We start from the raw sequence: 16222 nt of genomic DNA on the forward strand, positions 1-16222 counted from the left end.
GTGGGCAACGACTCCACGGATGCGGTACCGCGGTGTCCGGTGGGGTCAGAATCGTTCTCTGTCATCCCGATCTCCTCTGTTTCCGCGCACGCTTGCTTGACCGCGCTCCACCGGCCGGTGCCGTGCGTGGCGGACGCCAACCTACCCGGCCATCGGGGCCCCAGGCGATTCGTAGGGCCGTGGTCGGCTGCTCCAGGATTCCGTCACCGAGAAGGTGGACTGTGGGCGGAGCGACGCGCAGCTCTTCGAGCAATCCGCGCGCCTGCTGCAACTCCTCCTGCACCGAGGAGCCCTTCATCGCGACGAGCGCGCCGTCGGGGGCCACCAGCGGCATCGACCAGCCCAGCAGGCGCTCCAGTGGCGCGACGGCACGGGAGGTGACGATGCCGAACGTACGCTCACCATGCAGGGCCTCGGCCTTGGCCCGCACCACCTCGACGTTCTCCAGCACAAGGTCCTCGACCACGAGATCAAGGAAGACCGTGCGCCGCAGCAGCGGCTCGACCAGCGTCACCTGTACGTCGGGGCGCGCGATCGCCAGCACCAGGCCGGGCAGGCCGGCCCCGGTGCCGATGTCGCACAGCGACGCGGAGTCGGGCACCAGCTCCGAGAGCACCCCGCAGTTCAGCAGGTGTCGCGACCACAGCCGAGGCGCCTCGCGCGGACCGATCAGTCCGCGCACGACCCCCTCGCTGGCCAGCAGCTCGGCGTAGCGCTCCACGAGGGGGAGCCTGCCGGCAGCGAAAACCCTCCGGGCCACCTCGGGCGCGGAGGGTGTTTCACGTGAAACGTCACTCATGAAGCGATCTCACCACTGACACGTCACGCGGGGAGCACCACGACGAACCGGCGCGGCTCGGTCCCGGAGCTCTCGGAACCCAGCCCGGCAGCGGCCACCGCGTCGTGCACCACCTTGCGCTCGAACGGCGACATCGGGTCCAGGGGGAGCCGCTCCCCGGACGCACGGACCTCGGCGATGGCCTCCTGGGCAAGCTGCACCAGGGCAGCGCGCCGCGCCTCCCGGTAGCCGGAGATGTCGAGCATCAGCCGGGAGCGCTCGCCCGTCTCTCGGTACACCGCCAGCCGCGTCAGCTCCTGGATGGCGTCCAGCACCTCACCCTGGGCACCCACGAGCTGCGAGAGGTCGGCACCGACGATGGAGACAGCGGCCCGGTCCCCGTCCACGTCGATGTCCAGGTCGCCGTCCAGATCGGCGATGTCGAGCAGTTCCTCGAGGTAGTCGGCGGCGATGTCGCCCTCCTGCTCCAGGCGCTGGACGCGGGAGAGGCGCCCGGCCCCGGTCGACTCGGCCTCACCCTGCTCGGCGTCGCCCTGCTCGTCGTCACCTAGCTCGTCGTCACCCTGCTGGGCACCGGAGACGTCAGCGGTCTCGCCACCCTGCTCCGTGTCGACGGACTCGACAGCACCAGGCGCCTCGTCGCTCGCCAGCGGTTCGGAGGGAGCTGCGTCGGGGGCGGGCGCTTCTGGGGTAGGGGCGTCACTCACGGGAACTCCTGAGAAGGCTGGCGGGCGGGCGGGTCGAAAGGGTCAGCGCGGGCGTCCCGGGCCCTTGCCCGGCGACTTCTTCTTGCGCTGGCTGCGGGGCTGCTTCTTGGGCTGCTGACGCGGAGCCGGGCGCACCGGCTCGGCCGGCGCCTCGACAACGGCGGTGCCGCCCTTGGTGAGCGAGACGTCGCCCGTGGAGCCATGACCCTTGCGGGCGGCCTTGGCCGCGTCCCGCTCGGCCTTCGCCTTGGCCGCCTCGGTGTTCGGGGCCGGGTTGCGACGGATCACGTAGAACTGCTGACCCATCGTCCACAGGTTGGAGGTGGTCCAGTAGACCAGGACGCCGATCGGGAAGGCCACACCGCCGACCGCGAAGACCAACGGCAGCACGTAGAGAAGCATCTTCTGCTGCTGCGCGTAGGGGCCCGTGAGAGCGTCGGCAGGCATGTTCTTGCTCATCAGCTGACGCTGGGTGAGGAAGGTGGTCAGCGTCATCGCGATCACCAGGATCGCGGCGAGGACCATCACGCCGACGTCGCCGTCGGCCTTCATGAACGTCTTCGAGATCTGCACGCCGAAGAGCTCGGCGTCGGCGAACATGTCCGCCTTCTCGTCCGTCAGGACGCCGTGCGCCTTGCCGTTCGCGGCCGAGTCGATCAGCCGGAACAGGGCGAAGAAGATTGGCATCTGCAACAAGATCGGCAGACACGAGGCGAACGGGTTGGTCCCCGTGTCCTTGTAGAGCTTCATCGTCTCCTGGGCGAGACGCTCCCGGTCGTGGCCGTACTTCTTCTGCAGCTCCTTGACCTTGGGCTGGATGAGCTGCATGTTGCGGCTGGACTTGATCTGCTTGACGAACAGCGGGATCAGCGCCGAGCGGATCACCAGCGTCAGCCCGACGATGGACAGCACCCAGGCAGCGCCCGAGGAGGGGTCGAAGATCTTGCTCAGGGCGCTGTGGAACCCGACCAGCACGACGGAGATGACGTAATACAGCGGCGTCATGATGAAGCTGCCGATCGCGCCGAAGAAGTCGAACACTCAGGCTCCTTGAATCCGGGAGGAACGCGCGTGACCGCGCGGGGGAACGGGGTCGTACCCGCCGGCCGCCCACGGGTGGCAGCGAACGAGACGGCGTACGGACAACCATGATCCTCGCACCGACCCGTGGACCCGCACCGCGTCGAGCGCATAGGCCGAGCACGAGGGGTGATAGCGGCAGACCTGGCCGTACAGAGGGCTGATCAGCGCGCGGTAGGCGCGCAGCAGACCGATCAGCAGGAACTTCACGCCGGGGTCCCCCCGACGCGCTCAATCACGGCGTACCAGCCGGGGCGGGGTCAGGAAGCACACGTTGGAGACAACGTGCGAGATCGGCCCCGAGTTCCGCGTAGGTGGCCGTCGCCGACGCGGGGAGCGCCCGGACCACGAGCACGCCAGAGCCCGGGAGCACCGTGAGGTGCTCCCGGGCCAGGTGTCGAAGGCGGCGCTTCACGCGATTGCGTGTGACGGCGTTTCCCACCGCTTTGCTCACCACGAAGCCGATGCGAGGAGGTGTCGTGCCGTCGGCGACCCAGAGATGGGCCACCACGGTCCGCGACCCCGATCGACGCCCTCGCCGCACCGCTTGGCGAAAAGACTCACCACTGGTGAGCCGGTTCGCCGGTGGCAGCACGAGAAGGCTGGCGTGCGGAGGGAGGGGACGTCAGACGGCCAGGTCCTTGCGGCCCTTGCGGCGCCGCGCGGACAGGATGGCGCGCCCAGCGCGGGTGCGCATGCGCAGGCGGAAACCGTGGACCTTGTGGCGGCGGCGGTTGTTCGGCTGGTACGTACGCTTGCTCACGAAACTTCTCCGATGTCGGGGATTACAGGAATGTCCACACCGACGCGGCGGGCAGTCCAACTGAACTTGTCGGCAGGCACCGCCCACCCACGGCCGGGCGTGGGCCCGTCCGTGGACATGCGGCACCAGTCGACGCCGGTGACCGGCCCACGGTACGCGCCGCGCTTTCACAGGGTCAAACCGACACCGCCGCGACCTGTGGATGACGTCTTGCTCGGGGAGCGCGCCAGTTGTTACGTTCAGACCTGTCGAGGTTCCCCGCCGCCCCCGACTCCGGGCCTCACCGCAACTGTCGCACCGCCCAGCAAGGACCGCCATCATGGGTCTGACCTGCGCAGACAGCCAGCACGGCCGGTAGTCAGGAGCGTCTCGGCGCCCGGTCCCCACACCGTGGGACCCACGGTCCACAACCTGTGGAGAAACTTGTGGACCAAGGTCACGACCGACGGCCGTGACGACCCCTTAGGACGAACATGAAGGCGGGAAAAGCGTGAACGACGCTGCCGATCTCGAGACCGTCTGGCGCCGCGTGCTCAGCGACCTGCAGCCCAACCAGCGCGCGTGGCTGCGGGCCAGCGAGCCGGTCACGCTGCACGAGAGCACCGCGATCATCGCCGTGCCCAACGACTTCACCCGCGGCCAGCTCGAGGGCCGGCTCCGTCCCCAGCTCGAGGACGCCCTCAGCGAGGCCTTCGGTCGCGAGACCCGGATCGCGGTGACGGTGAACCCCCGCCTCGAGGACCAGCCGCTCAACGACCACGGTGTCGAGGAACACGCTCCGCGCGACCACGGCGTGGACGCCCAGCCGGTCGATCAGCACGGGATCGACCCGCACCGCCGCGACCAGACCGAGTCCGTCGACTCCGACGGGGCGGACGACCGCCCGGGCTACATGTCGACAAATGGACCCCGGCTCACCAGCGTGCCGTCGCTGCCCGACCGGTCGGCTCCCGAGCACGACCGCTCGCGCCCGACCGCCCTCGAGACGCGGCTGAACCCGAAGTACACCTTCGAGACCTTCGTCATCGGCTCCTCCAACCGGTTCCCGCACGCGGCCGCGGTCGCGGTGGCGGAGGCTCCCGGCAAGGCGTACAACCCGCTCCTGGTCTACGGCGAGTCCGGGCTGGGCAAGACCCACCTGCTGCACGCCATCGGTCACTACGTGCGCTCGCTCTACTCTGGGGCGAAGGTGCGCTACGTGTCCAGCGAGGAGTTCACCAACGAGTTCATCAACGCGATCCGCGACGACCGGCAGGACCGGTTCAAGCGGCGCTACCGCGACGTGGACGTGCTGCTGATCGACGACATCCAGTTCATCGAGGGCAAGACGCAGACGCAGGAGGAGTTCTTCCACACCTTCAACACGCTGCACAACGCCAACAAGCAGATCGTGCTCACCTCCGACCGTCCGCCCAAGCGGCTCGAGGCACTCGAGGACCGGCTGCGCAACCGGTTCGAGTGGGGCCTGATCACCGACGTCCAGCCCCCCGACCTCGAGACCCGGATCGCCATCCTGCGCAAGAAGGCGGCGATGGACCGGCTGACGGCTCCGCCGGAGGTGCTGGAGTTCATCGCCTCGAAGATCCAGACCAACATCCGCGAGCTCGAGGGTGCGCTGATCCGGGTGACCGCCTTCGCGAACCTCAACCGCCAGGAGGTCGACCTCACCCTGGCCGAGATCGTGCTCAAGGACCTGATCCCCGAGGGCGGCGAGCCCGAGATCACCGCGGCCACGATCATCGCGCAGACCGCGGCCTACTTCGGGGTCTCCATCGAGGACCTCACCGGCCCCAGCCGCGGCCGGCACCTGGTCCAGGGTCGTCAGATCGCGATGTACCTGTGCCGCGAGCTCACCCCGCTGTCGCTGCCGAAGATCGGCGCCCAGTTCGGCAACCGCGACCACACCACGGTGATGTACGCCGACCGCAAGATCAACCAGCTCCTCGCCGAGCGTCGCTCGGTGTTCAACCAGGTCTCCGAGCTGACCAACCGGATCAAGATGCAGGCCCGTCAGACCTGACCCCGCGCCCGGTCCATCCCGGCGATCAGCTGCTCCAGCAGCCCCCGCAGCTCGGCCCCCTCGGCCGCCGTCAGCCCCGTGGCGACGGCGACCTGCTCCGGCACGCCCGCGACACGCTCGCGCAGCTCCCAGCCCGCCTGCGTCACCTCGACCACGACCCGACGCTCGTCGGCCGCGTCGCGACGGCGTACGACGTGAGTCATCGCCTCGAGTCGCTTGAGCAGCGGCGTCAGCGTGCCCGAGTCCAGGCGCAGCCTGCGTCCGAGCTCGCCCACGCTCGCCGAGCCGCCCTCGCCCCACAGCACCAGCAGGGTGAGGTACTGCGGATACGTCAGACCCACCTCCTCGAGCAGGCTCGCGTAGTGCCGGGTGACCGCCCGCGTCGCGGCGTACAGCGGGAAGCACAGCTGCGCGTCGAGGGCGAGCTGCGGATGCTCGGGGTGGACCGCGGCGGGCAGCTCGGGGCCGGCGGGCGGTGCGGGGTCGACGGGCATCACACGATCGTAGGACGGTCGGAGGACAGCGGCGATGACAAGAAAATTGTGGTTCGCCCGCCTGTGGAGAACGTGTGCACCAGCCGACCGCTTCTCCACATCGCCTGTGGAGAAGCGGTAGCAACCACAACGAGGCGAACGGTCGTGCACACCGGGCCGCAGTTCCTCCCCTTGTAGTTCCACAGCCCCTGTGCACCGGGATCGAGCGCGGTGACCTGCGGTTATGCACTTCCTCCACAGTTTCCACCGTTGCTATGACGACTAACACCAGACAATGAACACACCTCCCCATCAACGTCTCTCGGCGGCTCAACCTGGGGACAACCCTCTCGACGAGCCCCGCTTCGGAGCTCGAACTACAAGTTCCAGTCACGGCTTCGGAGTCGCCCAGGTCACCCGAATCACCACCGAGGCCCCCGCACCGGCCGGACGCATGGCAGGATTCAGCTTCCAGACTTGTCGTGGCAGCCCCACCCGCGATCCCCCGACGACCGCGGCCCACTGCTCCTGACCAGACGACACGACCACGGAGGACCTCACGTGAAGTTCCGCGTCGAACGCGACGTGCTCGCCGATGCCGTTGCCTGGGCTGCCCGCAGCCTGCCGGTCCGTCCGAGCGTCCCGGTGCTCGCCGGTCTCCTGATCGACGCCAGCGACGCCGGACTCGTGCTGTCCACCTTCGACTACGAGACCTCGGCTCGCGCGACGCTCAACGCCGAGGTCGCCGACGAGGGTCGTGCGCTGGTCAGCGGCCGTCTGCTCGCCGACATCTGCCGCAGCCTGCCCGCCAAGCCGGTCGAGATGGTCCTGGACGGCTCGCGGGTCTCGCTCACCTGCGGGTCGGCGCGCTTCAGCCTCCAGACCATGCCCGTCGAGGACTACCCGAGCCTGCCCGACATGCCGGCCGCGACCGGGACCGTGCGCAGCGAGGCGTTCGCCCACGCGGTGGCCCAGGCCGTCACCGCCGCCGGACGCGACGACATGCTGCCGGTGCTGACCGGTGTGCGCATCGAGATCGACGGGTCCACGATCTCGCTGCTCGCCACCGACCGTTTCCGGCTCTCCCACCGTGAGCTGACCTGGAGTCCGCGCACCCCCGACGAGTCGGTCGCCGCCCTGGTCCCGGCCAAGGTGCTGGGCGACACCGCCAAGTCGCTCACCGCCGGCGGCGAGGTCACCATCGCGCTGTCCGCCAGCGGGTCGGGCGAGGGCATCATCGGCTTCGAGGGCGCTGCCCCCGGCGGCGTACGACGCACCACGACGCGGCTGCTCGACGGTGAGTTCCCGAAGGTCCGCAGCCTGTTCCCCAGCGACCACCTGACCGTGGCCCGCGTCGACAAGGCCTCGCTGATCGAGTCGGTCAAGCGCGTCGCGCTGGTCGCCGAGCGCAACACCGCCGTGCAGCTGGCCTTCAGCGAGGGCGTGCTGACCCTGGACGCCGGCTCGGGCGACGAGGCGCAGGCCTCGGAGTCGATCGAGGCGACCATCGAGGGCGAGGACATCACCACCGGGTTCAACCCGCAGTTCCTGCTCGACGGCCTCGGCGCCATCGACGAGACCGTGGTCGAGCTGGCCTTCACCCAGGCCTCCAAGCCCGTGGTGATGAGCGGCTCCCCCGCCGAGCCCGACCAGGACCCCGGTTTCCGCTACCTGCTGATGCCGCGTCGCCTGCTCTCCTGAGCCTGAAGGAGCGCACGCGAGCGGCGAACCACCACGGAGGAACGCATGGAGATCGGACTCGTCGGCCTGGGCAAGATGGGCGGCAACATGCGCGAGCGGCTGCGTCGCGCCGGCCACACGGTGGTGGGCTTCGACCGCAACCCCGAGGTCAGCGACGTCGGGTCGCTGGCGGACCTGGTCGCCGCGCTCCCCTCCCCCGCCGTGGTCTGGGTGATGGTGCCCTCCGGCGACGCCACCCGCGCCACGGTCGCCGAGCTCGCCGAGCTGCTCTCCGAGGGTGACGTGCTGGTGGACGGTGGCAACTCCCGCTGGACCGACGACCTGGCCCACGCCGAGCTGCTCGCCGAGCGCGGGATCGGCTTCGTGGACTGCGGGGTCTCCGGCGGAGTGTGGGGCCTGGAGAACGGCTACGCCCTGATGTACGGCGGCTCCGAGGAGGACATCGCCAAGGTGCAGCCGGCCTTCGACGCCCTGAGGCCGGCCGGCGAGTTCGGCGCGGTCCGGGCGGGCACCGTCGGTGCCGGCCACTTCTCGAAGATGGTCCACAACGGCATCGAGTACGCCGTGATGCAGTCCTACGCCGAGGGCTGGGAGCTGCTGGAGAAGGTCGACATGGTCGAGAACGTGACCGAGGTCTTCCGCTCCTGGCGCGAGGGCACCGTGATCCGCTCGTGGCTGCTCGACCTGATGGTGGCCGCGCTGGACGCCGACCCCGGCCTGGCGTCGATCCGCGGCTACGCCGACGACTCCGGCGAGGGCCGGTGGACCGTGGAGGCGGGCATCGAGCACGCCGTCGCGACCCCGGCCATCACCGCGGCCCTCTACGCCCGCTTCGTCTCCCGCCAGGACGACTCCCCCGCGATGAAGGCAGTGGCCGCGATGCGCAACCAGTTCGGTGGGCACGCCGTACAGGCGGCCGCGGCCAGCGGCGACACCCCCGGCCCCGACCGTCCCGACGCCTCGGGTCCGGCCAACGACGACCCGGGCCCCGATCCCGACCCCGCCTGATCGCGTGCACGTCTCCCACCTCTTCCTGCACGACTTCCGCTCCTACGGCGACGTGGACGTGGCCCTCGAGCCGGGCGTCACCGCGTTCATCGGCCGCAACGGCCAGGGCAAGACCAACCTCGTGGAGGCGATCGACTACCTCTCACGGCTGTCCTCACACCGGGTGTCCTCGGACGCCCCGCTGATCCGGGCCGGCGCCGAGCAGGCGCTGATCCGCGCGGCCGTGGTGCGCGACGGCCGCACCGCGACCCTCGAGGTCGAGCTCAACCCGGGGCGCAGCAACCGGGCCCGGATCAACCGGTCGGTGCTCCCCCGGGCCCGCGAGCTGCTCGGCCTGGTCCGCACCGTGGTCTTCTCCCCCGAGGACCTGACCCTGGTCAAGGGCGACCCGTCGGACCGGCGCCGCTTCCTCGACGACCTGCTGGTGCTGCGCGCCCCGCGCCTGGCCGGGGTGCGCGCGGACTACGAGCGGGTCCTGCGCCAGCGCAACACCCTGCTCAAGACGATGGGATCGGCCCGGCGCGGGCGCGGCGAGGGCCACGAGTCGGCGCTGTCCACCCTCGGCGTGTGGGACGACCACCTGGCGCGGACCGGGGCCGAGCTGATGGCCGAGCGGCGCGCGCTCGTCGAGTCGCTGCTCCCCTACGTGGGCCGGGCCTACGCCACGGTCGCGAAGGGGGCCGGCCGCGACGACGCCGAGATCTCCTACAAGCCGTCCTTCGAGCCCACCCAGGGCTCCCTCACCGAGTCGTTCCTGGCCGAGCTGGAGCGCCGGCGCAAGGACGAGCTCGACCGCGGCGTCTCGCTGGTCGGCCCGCACCGCGACGAGCTGGTGCTCACCCTGGGCAACGGCGAGCTGCGGCTCCCGGTCAAGGGCTACGCCTCGCACGGGGAGTCGTGGTCGTTCGCGCTCGCGCTGCGACTCGCCTCCTACGACCTGTTGCGCGCGGACGGCGACGATCCCATCCTGATCCTGGACGACGTGTTCGCGGAGCTCGACACCGGTCGCCGGCGCCAGCTCGCCGACCTGGTGGCCGGCGCGGAGCAGGTGCTGGTCACGGCGGCGGTCCCCGAGGACGTCCCGGAGGTCTTGGCCGGGGTGCGGTACGCCGTCGCCGACGGCGAGGTACGGAGGCTGAGCGATGACTGAGGAGCGGCCCATCCCCGATCCGGGCGACGCCGATCAGGCCGCCGAGAGCGCCGACGACGCCGCAGCCGAGAGCGTCGCGGAGAGTGCGGATGCCGAGGCCGAGCACCACGACGACGGTTTGGAGCTGGCCCGCTCCCTGGCCCGGGCGACCGCGCGGGCGCTGCCCACCGGCGTGCGCCCGCGGCGTCGTACGACGGGCGGCAGCCTGCGGCGCCGGGGCACCGGGCGGGTCTCGGGCGCGCACCCCGACGAGCGCGACCCGCAGACGCTCGACAGCACGCTGGGCCGACTGGTCTCCGACCACGGCTGGGCGCTGGACCTGCGCGTGCACGGGGTCTTCGGGCGGTGGGCCGAGCTGGTCGGGGACGAGGTGGCCAGCCACTGCACCCCGGAGGCGTTCGCCGACGGCAAGCTCACCGTGCGCACCGACTCGACCGCCTGGGCCACCCAGCTGCGGCTGCTGGCGCCGACCATCGTGCGGCGTCTCAACGAGGAGCTCGGGCACGGGAGCGTGGTGCTGATCGAGGTGCTCGGCCCGCACCTGCCGACCTGGAAGAAGGGTCCCCGCTCGGTGCGCGACGGTCGCGGGCCGCGCGACACCTACGGCTGAGCAGTCCCGGCCCGAATCGGCCGGTGCCGTGCCTGCGCCAGACGAACTGGGGCCCCCGTCGACGTACCGGGACCCGTCCGGACCCCCCTGCGTGCGCTGCCGAGGCCTTCCTGGGCCGCACAGAGGGCAATTCGTGCAGACTCTCCCCCGTTTCCTGGGGAGGATCACGTGGGTTAGGGGCCTGGGGCCAGGTAGGATGGCTCCTGGGTCGCTGGCTCCTTTCACGCAGCGGCCCTCTGCATGAGTTCCACTCGTGCAGACAGTCAGGCTGGGCAGTGCCGCGCGATCCTCGGACCTCGGTCCTAGTGCGCGCCCCGCCGTGGTCGTCCCGCATCAGGAAGAGGTCTGCGTGTCCGACGAGAGCGCCGCCACCCCCACCGAGTCCCCCGCCTCCGGCTCCGAGTTCGAGCACGACGCCGAGCTCGGCGACCTGCACGACAAGCTGCGCCAGACCGGACCCGTGGGGGACGCCTACGACGCCTCCGCGATCCAGGTGCTCGAGGGCCTCGAGGCCGTCCGCAAGCGCCCGGGCATGTACATCGGCTCCACCGGCGAGCGCGGACTGCACCACCTGGTGTGGGAGATCGTCGACAACTCCGTCGACGAGTCGCTGGCCGGGCACTGCGACCGGATCATCGTCACCCTGCTCGCCGACGGCGGCGTCAAGGTCGAGGACAACGGCCGTGGCATCCCCACCGACATCCACCCCACCGAGGGCATCCCCGCGGTCACCATGGCGCTGACCATGCTGCACGCCGGCGGCAAGTTCGGCGGCGGCGGCTACAAGGTCTCCGGCGGTCTGCACGGCGTCGGTGTCTCGGTGGTCAACGCCCTGTCGACCACCCTCCAGGTGGACGTGAAGAACCGCGGCCACCTGTGGCGCCAGGTGTTCTCCCTCGGCGTGCCCAACGCCCCGCTCGAGCAGGTGCGCGAGATGGAGCCCGGCGAGCACACCGGCACCACGATCACGTTCTGGCCCTCGGCCGACATCTTCGAGACCACGACGTTCAACTTCGAGACGATCACCAACCGCATCCGCGAGATGGCCTTCCTCAACAAGGGCCTCGAGATCGTGCTGCGCGACGAGCGGCCCGCCGCCGAGGAGGTCCTCGAGGCGGTCGAGGACAACACCGTCGACGACGACGTCGACCAGGCCGGCGTCGACGCCATCCAGCCCGGCGAGGCCGGTGGCATGGAGCGGATCTTCAAGTACGACCGCGGTCTCATCGACTACGTCGGGTACCTGAACCGCCGCAAGGTCCCGGCCAACCCCACGATCATCGCCTTCGAGGCCGAGACGCCCGAGCGCGTCGAGAACCACATGAGCCTCGAGGTCGCGATGCAGTGGAACACGACGTTCAGCGAGTCGGTGCACACCTTCGCCAACACCATCAACACCCACGAGGGCGGCACGCACGAAGAGGGCTTCCGCGCCGCGCTCACCTCCCTGGTCAACCACTGGGGCGAGGAGTGGGGCCTGATCAAGAAGTCCGAGGACCGGGTCAAGGGCGACGACATCCGCGAGGGCCTGACCGCGATCATCTCGGTCAAGCTCGGCGAGCCGCAGTTCGAGGGCCAGACGAAGACCAAGCTCGGCAACACCGAGGCCAAGGGCTTCGTCCAGCGCCTGATGAACGACCGGTTCGGCGCCTGGCTGGAGCAGAACCCGGCCGAGGGCAAGGAGATCGTCCGCAAGGCCCAGGCGGCCGCCCAGGCTCGCGTCGCGGCCCGCAAGGCCCGCGACCTGGCCCGCAACCGCAAGGGCATCCTCGGTGGCGGCGGACTCCCCGGCAAGCTGTCGGACTGCCAGTCGACCAACCCCGCCGAGTGCGAGGTGTTCATCGTCGAGGGTGACTCCGCAGGCGGCTCCGCCCGACAGGGACGCGACCCGCGGATCCAGGCGATCCTGCCGATCCGCGGCAAGATCCTCAACGTCGAGAAGGCGCGCCTGGACCGGATCCTGGGCAACCTGGAGGTCCAGTCGATCATCTCGGCGCTGGGCACCGGCATCACCGAGGACTTCGACATCGCGAAGCTGCGCTACCACAAGGTGGTGCTGATGGCCGACGCCGACGTCGACGGCCACCACATCAACACGCTCTTGCTGACGCTGCTGTTCCGCTTCATGAAGCCGCTGATCGACCACGGCCACGTCTACATGGCCCAGCCGCCGCTGTACCGGCTGCGGTGGAACAAGCCGCACGAGCACGAGTTCGTCTACTCCGACTCCGAGCGCGACGCGCTGATGGCCGCCGGGATCGAGGCGGGCAAGAAGCTGCCCAAGGAGAACCCGGTCCAGCGCTACAAGGGTCTGGGCGAGATGAACGCCAAGGAGCTGTGGGAGACCACCATGGATCCCGACCAGCGCCTGATGCTGCAGGTGACGTTGGACGACGCCGCCCAGGCCGACGAGATCTTCTCGATCCTGATGGGCGAGGACGTCGAGCAGCGCCGTTCGTTCATCCAGCGCAACGCCAAGGACGTCCGCTTCCTCGACATCTAGGTATTCCGCTTTCTAGCGCTTTCCCTAGATTCGAGTAGAGCCGAGCAGAGAGAACAATCGTGACTGACAACACCACTGAGCCCCCCCTCGGCGGGCGGATCGAGCCCGTCGAGCTGCAGACGTCGATGCAGCGCGCCTACATCGACTACGCGATGGCGGTCATCGTCGGCCGCGCGCTGCCCGACGTACGCGACGGGCTCAAGCCGGTGCACCGCCGGGTGATCTACGCGATGTACGACGGCGGCTACCGGCCCGACCGCGGCTTCTCCAAGTGCAGCCGCGTCGTCGGCGACGTGATGGGTCAGTACCACCCGCACGGCGACACCGCGATCTACGACACCCTGGTGCGCCTGGCGCAGCCGTGGGTGATGCGCGCGCCGCTGGTGCAGGGCCAGGGCAACTTCGGCTCCCCGGGCAACGACGCGGCCGCCGCGATGCGGTACACCGAGTGCCGGATGGCTCCGCTGGCCCTCGAGATGGTGCGCGACATCCACGAGGACACCGTCGACTTCCAGCCCAACTACGACGGCCGCTCCCAGGAGCCGGTGGTCCTGCCGGCGCGCTACCCGAACCTGCTGGTCAACGGCTCGGCCGGCATCGCGGTGGGGATGGCGACCAACATCCCGCCGCACAACCTGCGCGAGGTGGCCGAGGGTGCGAAGTGGGCGCTCGAGCACCCCGACGCCACCCGCGAGGAGCTGCAGGACGCGCTGATCGAGCGGATCAAGGGCCCTGACTTCCCCAACGGCGCGCTGATCGTGGGTCGCCAGGGCATCGAGCAGGCCTACCGCACCGGTCGCGGCTCGGTCACCCAGCGTGCGGTGATCGAGATCGACGAGGACAAGCGCGGTCGCACCTGCCTGGTGATCACCGAGCTGCCCTACATGGTCAACCCCGACAACCTCGCGCTGAAGATCGCCGAGCTCGCCGACTCCGGGCGGGTCCAGGGCATCTCCGACGTGCGTGACGACACCTCCGACCGCACCGGCCAGCGCCTGGTCGTGGTGCTGCGCCGCGACGCGGTGGCGCGGGTGGTGCTGAACAACCTGCTCAAGCACACCGAGCTGCAGACCAACTTCAGCGCCAACATGCTGGCGCTGGTGGACGGCGTGCCCCGCACGCTGAGCATCGACCAGTTCATCAGCAACTGGGTCGAGCACCAGGTCGAGGTCATCCAGCGCCGGACCCGCTACCGGCTCGCCGAGGCCGAGCGTCGCGCCCACGTGCTGCGTGGTCTGGCCAAGGCCCTGGACGCCCTCGACGAGGTCATCGCCCTGATCCGGCGCTCCCCGGACGTCGACGAGGCCAGGCAGGGCCTGATCGAGCTGCTGGAGATCGACGACATCCAGGCCGACGCGATCCTCAACATGCAGCTGCGCAAGCTGGCTGCCCTGGAGCGCCAGCGGATCATCAACGAGCTCGCCGAGATCGAGCTCGAGATCGCCGACCTCGAGGACATCCTGGCGAACCTCACCCGCCAGCGCCAGATCGTCGCCGACGAGCTCGAGGCGATCGTGGAGAAGTACGGCGACGACCGCCGTACCCAGATCATCGCGGCCGACGGCGACCTCTCGATGGAGGACCTGATCCCCGACGAGGAGCTCGTCGTCTCCATCACCCGCGGCGGCTACGCCAAGCGGACCCGCGCCGACCAATACCGCACCCAGAAGCGCGGCGGCAAGGGCGTGCGCGGTGCGACGCTGCGCGGCGACGACGTCGTCGAGCACTTCATCGCCACCACCAACCACCACTGGCTGCTGTTCTTCACCACCGCCGGGCGGGTCTACCGGACCAAGGCGTACAACCTGCCGGAGGCCTCGCGCGACGCCAAGGGCGGCCACGTGGCCGGGCTGCTGAGCTTCCAGCCCGACGAGAAGATCGCGCAGGTGCTGGCGATCCGCGACTACGAGCAGGCGCCGTACCTGGTGCTCGCCACCCGGACCGGGCTGATCAAGAAGACCCGGCTGGGCGACTACAACAGCCCGCGTCAGGCCGGCGTCATCGCGATCAACTTCCGCGAGGACGACGACGAGCTGATCGGCGCCGAGCTGGTCAACGCCGAGGACGACATCCTGCTGGTCTCGCGCAAGGGCCAGGCGATCCGGTTCCGCGCCGACGACAGCCAGCTGCGGCCGATGGGACGCGCCACCTCGGGCGTCTCGGGGATGAAGTTCCGCGACGGCGACGCGCTGCTGTCGATGTCGGTCATCCGCGCCGAGCAGGTGGCGGCCGAGGAGGCCGCCGAGGCCAAGGCAGCCGAGGCCGGCGAGTCCACCGCGCCCGGTGACCTGCCGGACGTCAAGGAGCAGTACGTCTTCACGATCACCGACGGCGGCTTCGCCAAGCGGACCCGGATCTCGGAGTACCGCCTGCAGTCGCGCGGCGGCATCGGCATCAAGGCGATGTCGCTGGCCAACGAGGAGCGCGGCAGCCTGGTCGGCGCGTTCATCGTGGAGGAGGGCGACGAGGTGCTGCTGATCACCCAGGCCGGTCAGGTGGTGCGCAGCCCGATCAACGCCGAGTTCCGGCCCACCGGCCGATCCACGATGGGCGTGAAGTTCGCCAAGCCCAAGAAGGGCGACGCGGTCGCGGTCGTGGCCCGCTCGGTGGAGGCCAAGGAGGACGCCGAGGAGGAGGTCGGGCCGGACGGCGAGCCGGTCGACGAGTCCGGCGCCGAGTCCGGCGCCGAGGGCTCCGCGCAGGCCTCGGCCGTGGAGGCGGATGCAACAATCGCTGACGAGTCGTCCGAGGAAGACACGATGAGCGCTGCCGACAACGACGTGGACGGCGACTCCGGTGCCGACGAGACCAGGGAGTGACGCCGATGACCGATACCCCGGCCAATAGGGGCACACCACCGACCAAGGCAGGCGGGGACGCGCGCAGCTCGGACACCGCGGTGCGACCCGCGATGACCAGCCGGCTGCAGGCGGCGTTCTCCGGCGTCGCCGACCAGCACGCCGCCAACGCCGACCCGCACTCGCCGAGCAAGGCGGCGAAGGCCGCGAGCACGTCCGGCACGCGCCGCCCGCCGCGCCGGGCACGACTGCGGCTGACGCGGATCGAGCCCTGGTCGGTGATGAAGACCGCGTTCCTGCTCTCGATCGCCTTCGCGATCGTCACCATCGTCTCGGTGTTCATCGTGTGGTCGGTGCTCGGGATCGCCGGCGTGTGGGAGTCGATCAACGGCACCGTGCAGGACGTGATCGGCGGCGAGGAGGCGGCCGACTTCGACGTCGAGAACTACGTCGGACTCTCCCGCGTGATGGGCTTCACGATGCTGGTCTCGGTCATCGACGTGGTGCTGATCACCGCGATGGCGACCCTGGGCGCGTTCCTGTACAACATGGCCGCCGCCCTGCTCGGCGGCATCGACGTCACCCTGGCCGAGGACGAGCACTGAGCCTG

The 16222-nt window shown here is 70.0% G+C and carries 14 protein-coding genes and 1 pseudogene; 8 read left to right on the forward strand and 7 right to left on the reverse strand.

Annotated features, from left to right (window positions below; all coding sequences use genetic code 11):
* Nucleotides 1-61 precede the first annotated feature (61 nt).
* The 6 genes from rsmG to rpmH form a co-directional block, all read right to left on the reverse strand.
* A complete protein-coding gene (gene rsmG, locus AC6EH9_RS02025) occupies nucleotides 62-721 on the reverse strand; it encodes a 16S rRNA (guanine(527)-N(7))-methyltransferase RsmG (RefSeq protein ID WP_498420040.1) in 660 nt (219 codons plus the stop codon).
* Nucleotides 722-822: 101 nt separating this feature from the next.
* Nucleotides 823-1449: a Jag family protein gene (locus AC6EH9_RS02030; protein WP_498420609.1), complete on the reverse strand. Its 627-nt coding sequence runs from the start codon at nucleotides 1447-1449 to the stop codon at nucleotides 823-825.
* 99 nt (nucleotides 1450-1548) lie between these two features.
* On the reverse strand, nucleotides 1549-2547 hold the full coding sequence (gene yidC / locus AC6EH9_RS02035; RefSeq protein ID WP_498420042.1) for a membrane protein insertase YidC: 999 nt from the start codon (nucleotides 2545-2547) through the stop codon (nucleotides 1549-1551).
* Nucleotides 2548-2796, reverse strand: coding sequence for a membrane protein insertion efficiency factor YidD (yidD, locus tag AC6EH9_RS02040; RefSeq protein WP_498420044.1), 249 nt, complete (start codon nucleotides 2794-2796; stop codon nucleotides 2548-2550).
* A 25-nt stretch (nucleotides 2797-2821) separates the two neighbouring features.
* Complete coding sequence (gene rnpA, locus AC6EH9_RS02045; protein WP_498420046.1) at nucleotides 2822-3181, reverse strand: ribonuclease P protein component; 360 nt, start codon at nucleotides 3179-3181, stop codon at nucleotides 2822-2824.
* 30 nt (nucleotides 3182-3211) lie between these two features.
* Entirely contained in the window at nucleotides 3212-3349 is a 138-nt protein-coding gene (rpmH, locus tag AC6EH9_RS02050) for a 50S ribosomal protein L34 (protein WP_498420047.1), read from the reverse strand.
* A gap of 490 nt (nucleotides 3350-3839) precedes the next feature.
* Between rpmH and dnaA the strand changes: the two genes are divergently transcribed.
* Entirely contained in the window at nucleotides 3840-5369 is a 1530-nt protein-coding gene (gene dnaA, locus AC6EH9_RS02055) for a chromosomal replication initiator protein DnaA (RefSeq protein WP_498420049.1), read from the forward strand.
* Here the strand turns inward: dnaA and AC6EH9_RS02060 are convergent.
* Complete coding sequence (locus AC6EH9_RS02060; RefSeq protein ID WP_498420051.1) at nucleotides 5360-5863, reverse strand: MarR family winged helix-turn-helix transcriptional regulator; 504 nt, start codon at nucleotides 5861-5863, stop codon at nucleotides 5360-5362. The genes dnaA and AC6EH9_RS02060 overlap by 10 nt on opposite strands.
* Before the next feature lie 540 nt (nucleotides 5864-6403).
* On the opposite strand from AC6EH9_RS02060, the gene dnaN reads away from it, so the two are divergent.
* The 7 genes and pseudogenes from dnaN to AC6EH9_RS02095 all read left to right on the forward strand — a co-directional run bounded on the left by dnaN (nucleotide 6404) and on the right by AC6EH9_RS02095 (nucleotide 16217).
* The gene (gene dnaN / locus AC6EH9_RS02065) at nucleotides 6404-7543 is read left to right on the forward strand and encodes a DNA polymerase III subunit beta (protein ID WP_498420053.1); all 1140 of its coding nucleotides are present in this window, start codon (nucleotides 6404-6406) and stop codon (nucleotides 7541-7543) included.
* 36 nt (nucleotides 7544-7579) lie between these two features.
* Nucleotides 7580-8551 (forward strand): annotated as a pseudogene (gnd, locus tag AC6EH9_RS02070) (phosphogluconate dehydrogenase (NAD(+)-dependent, decarboxylating)); the annotation flags it as partial.
* A 4-nt stretch (nucleotides 8552-8555) separates the two neighbouring features.
* Nucleotides 8556-9701 carry a DNA replication/repair protein RecF gene (gene recF / locus AC6EH9_RS02075; protein ID WP_498420055.1) on the forward strand — a complete coding sequence of 382 codons (1146 nt, stop codon included), beginning with the start codon at nucleotides 8556-8558 and terminating at the stop codon, nucleotides 9699-9701.
* A complete protein-coding gene (locus AC6EH9_RS02080) occupies nucleotides 9694-10311 on the forward strand; it encodes a DciA family protein (protein ID WP_498420057.1) in 618 nt (205 codons plus the stop codon). The genes recF and AC6EH9_RS02080 overlap by 8 nt, the downstream gene beginning before the upstream one ends.
* A gap of 460 nt (nucleotides 10312-10771) precedes the next feature.
* Nucleotides 10772-12814, forward strand: coding sequence for a DNA topoisomerase (ATP-hydrolyzing) subunit B (gyrB, locus tag AC6EH9_RS02085; protein ID WP_498420610.1), 2043 nt, complete (start codon nucleotides 10772-10774; stop codon nucleotides 12812-12814).
* A 125-nt stretch (nucleotides 12815-12939) separates the two neighbouring features.
* Complete coding sequence (gene gyrA, locus AC6EH9_RS02090) at nucleotides 12940-15633, forward strand: DNA gyrase subunit A (protein WP_498420612.1); 2694 nt, start codon at nucleotides 12940-12942, stop codon at nucleotides 15631-15633.
* 5 nt (nucleotides 15634-15638) lie between these two features.
* Nucleotides 15639-16217, forward strand: a complete 579-nt coding sequence (locus AC6EH9_RS02095) for a DUF3566 domain-containing protein (protein WP_498420059.1) — start codon at nucleotides 15639-15641, stop codon at nucleotides 16215-16217.
* Nucleotides 16218-16222: the final 5 nt, after the last annotated feature.

It is taken from the genome of Nocardioides sp. Z21_20 (assembly GCF_059766585.1).

Excerpts from the sequence above, each read along its gene's own strand:
- AC6EH9_RS02060 (WP_498420051.1), bottom strand. The coding sequence starts at position 5,863 with ATGCCCGTCGACCCCGCACCGCCCGCCGGCCCCGAGCTGCCCGCCGCG.
- AC6EH9_RS02080 (WP_498420057.1), top strand. The coding sequence starts at position 9,694 with ATGACTGAGGAGCGGCCCATCCCCGATCCGGGCGACGCCGATCAGGCC.
- gyrA (WP_498420612.1), top strand. The coding sequence starts at position 12,940 with ATGCAGCGCGCCTACATCGACTACGCGATGGCGGTCATCGTCGGCCGC.
- AC6EH9_RS02095 (WP_498420059.1), top strand. The coding sequence starts at position 15,639 with ATGACCGATACCCCGGCCAATAGGGGCACACCACCGACCAAGGCAGGC.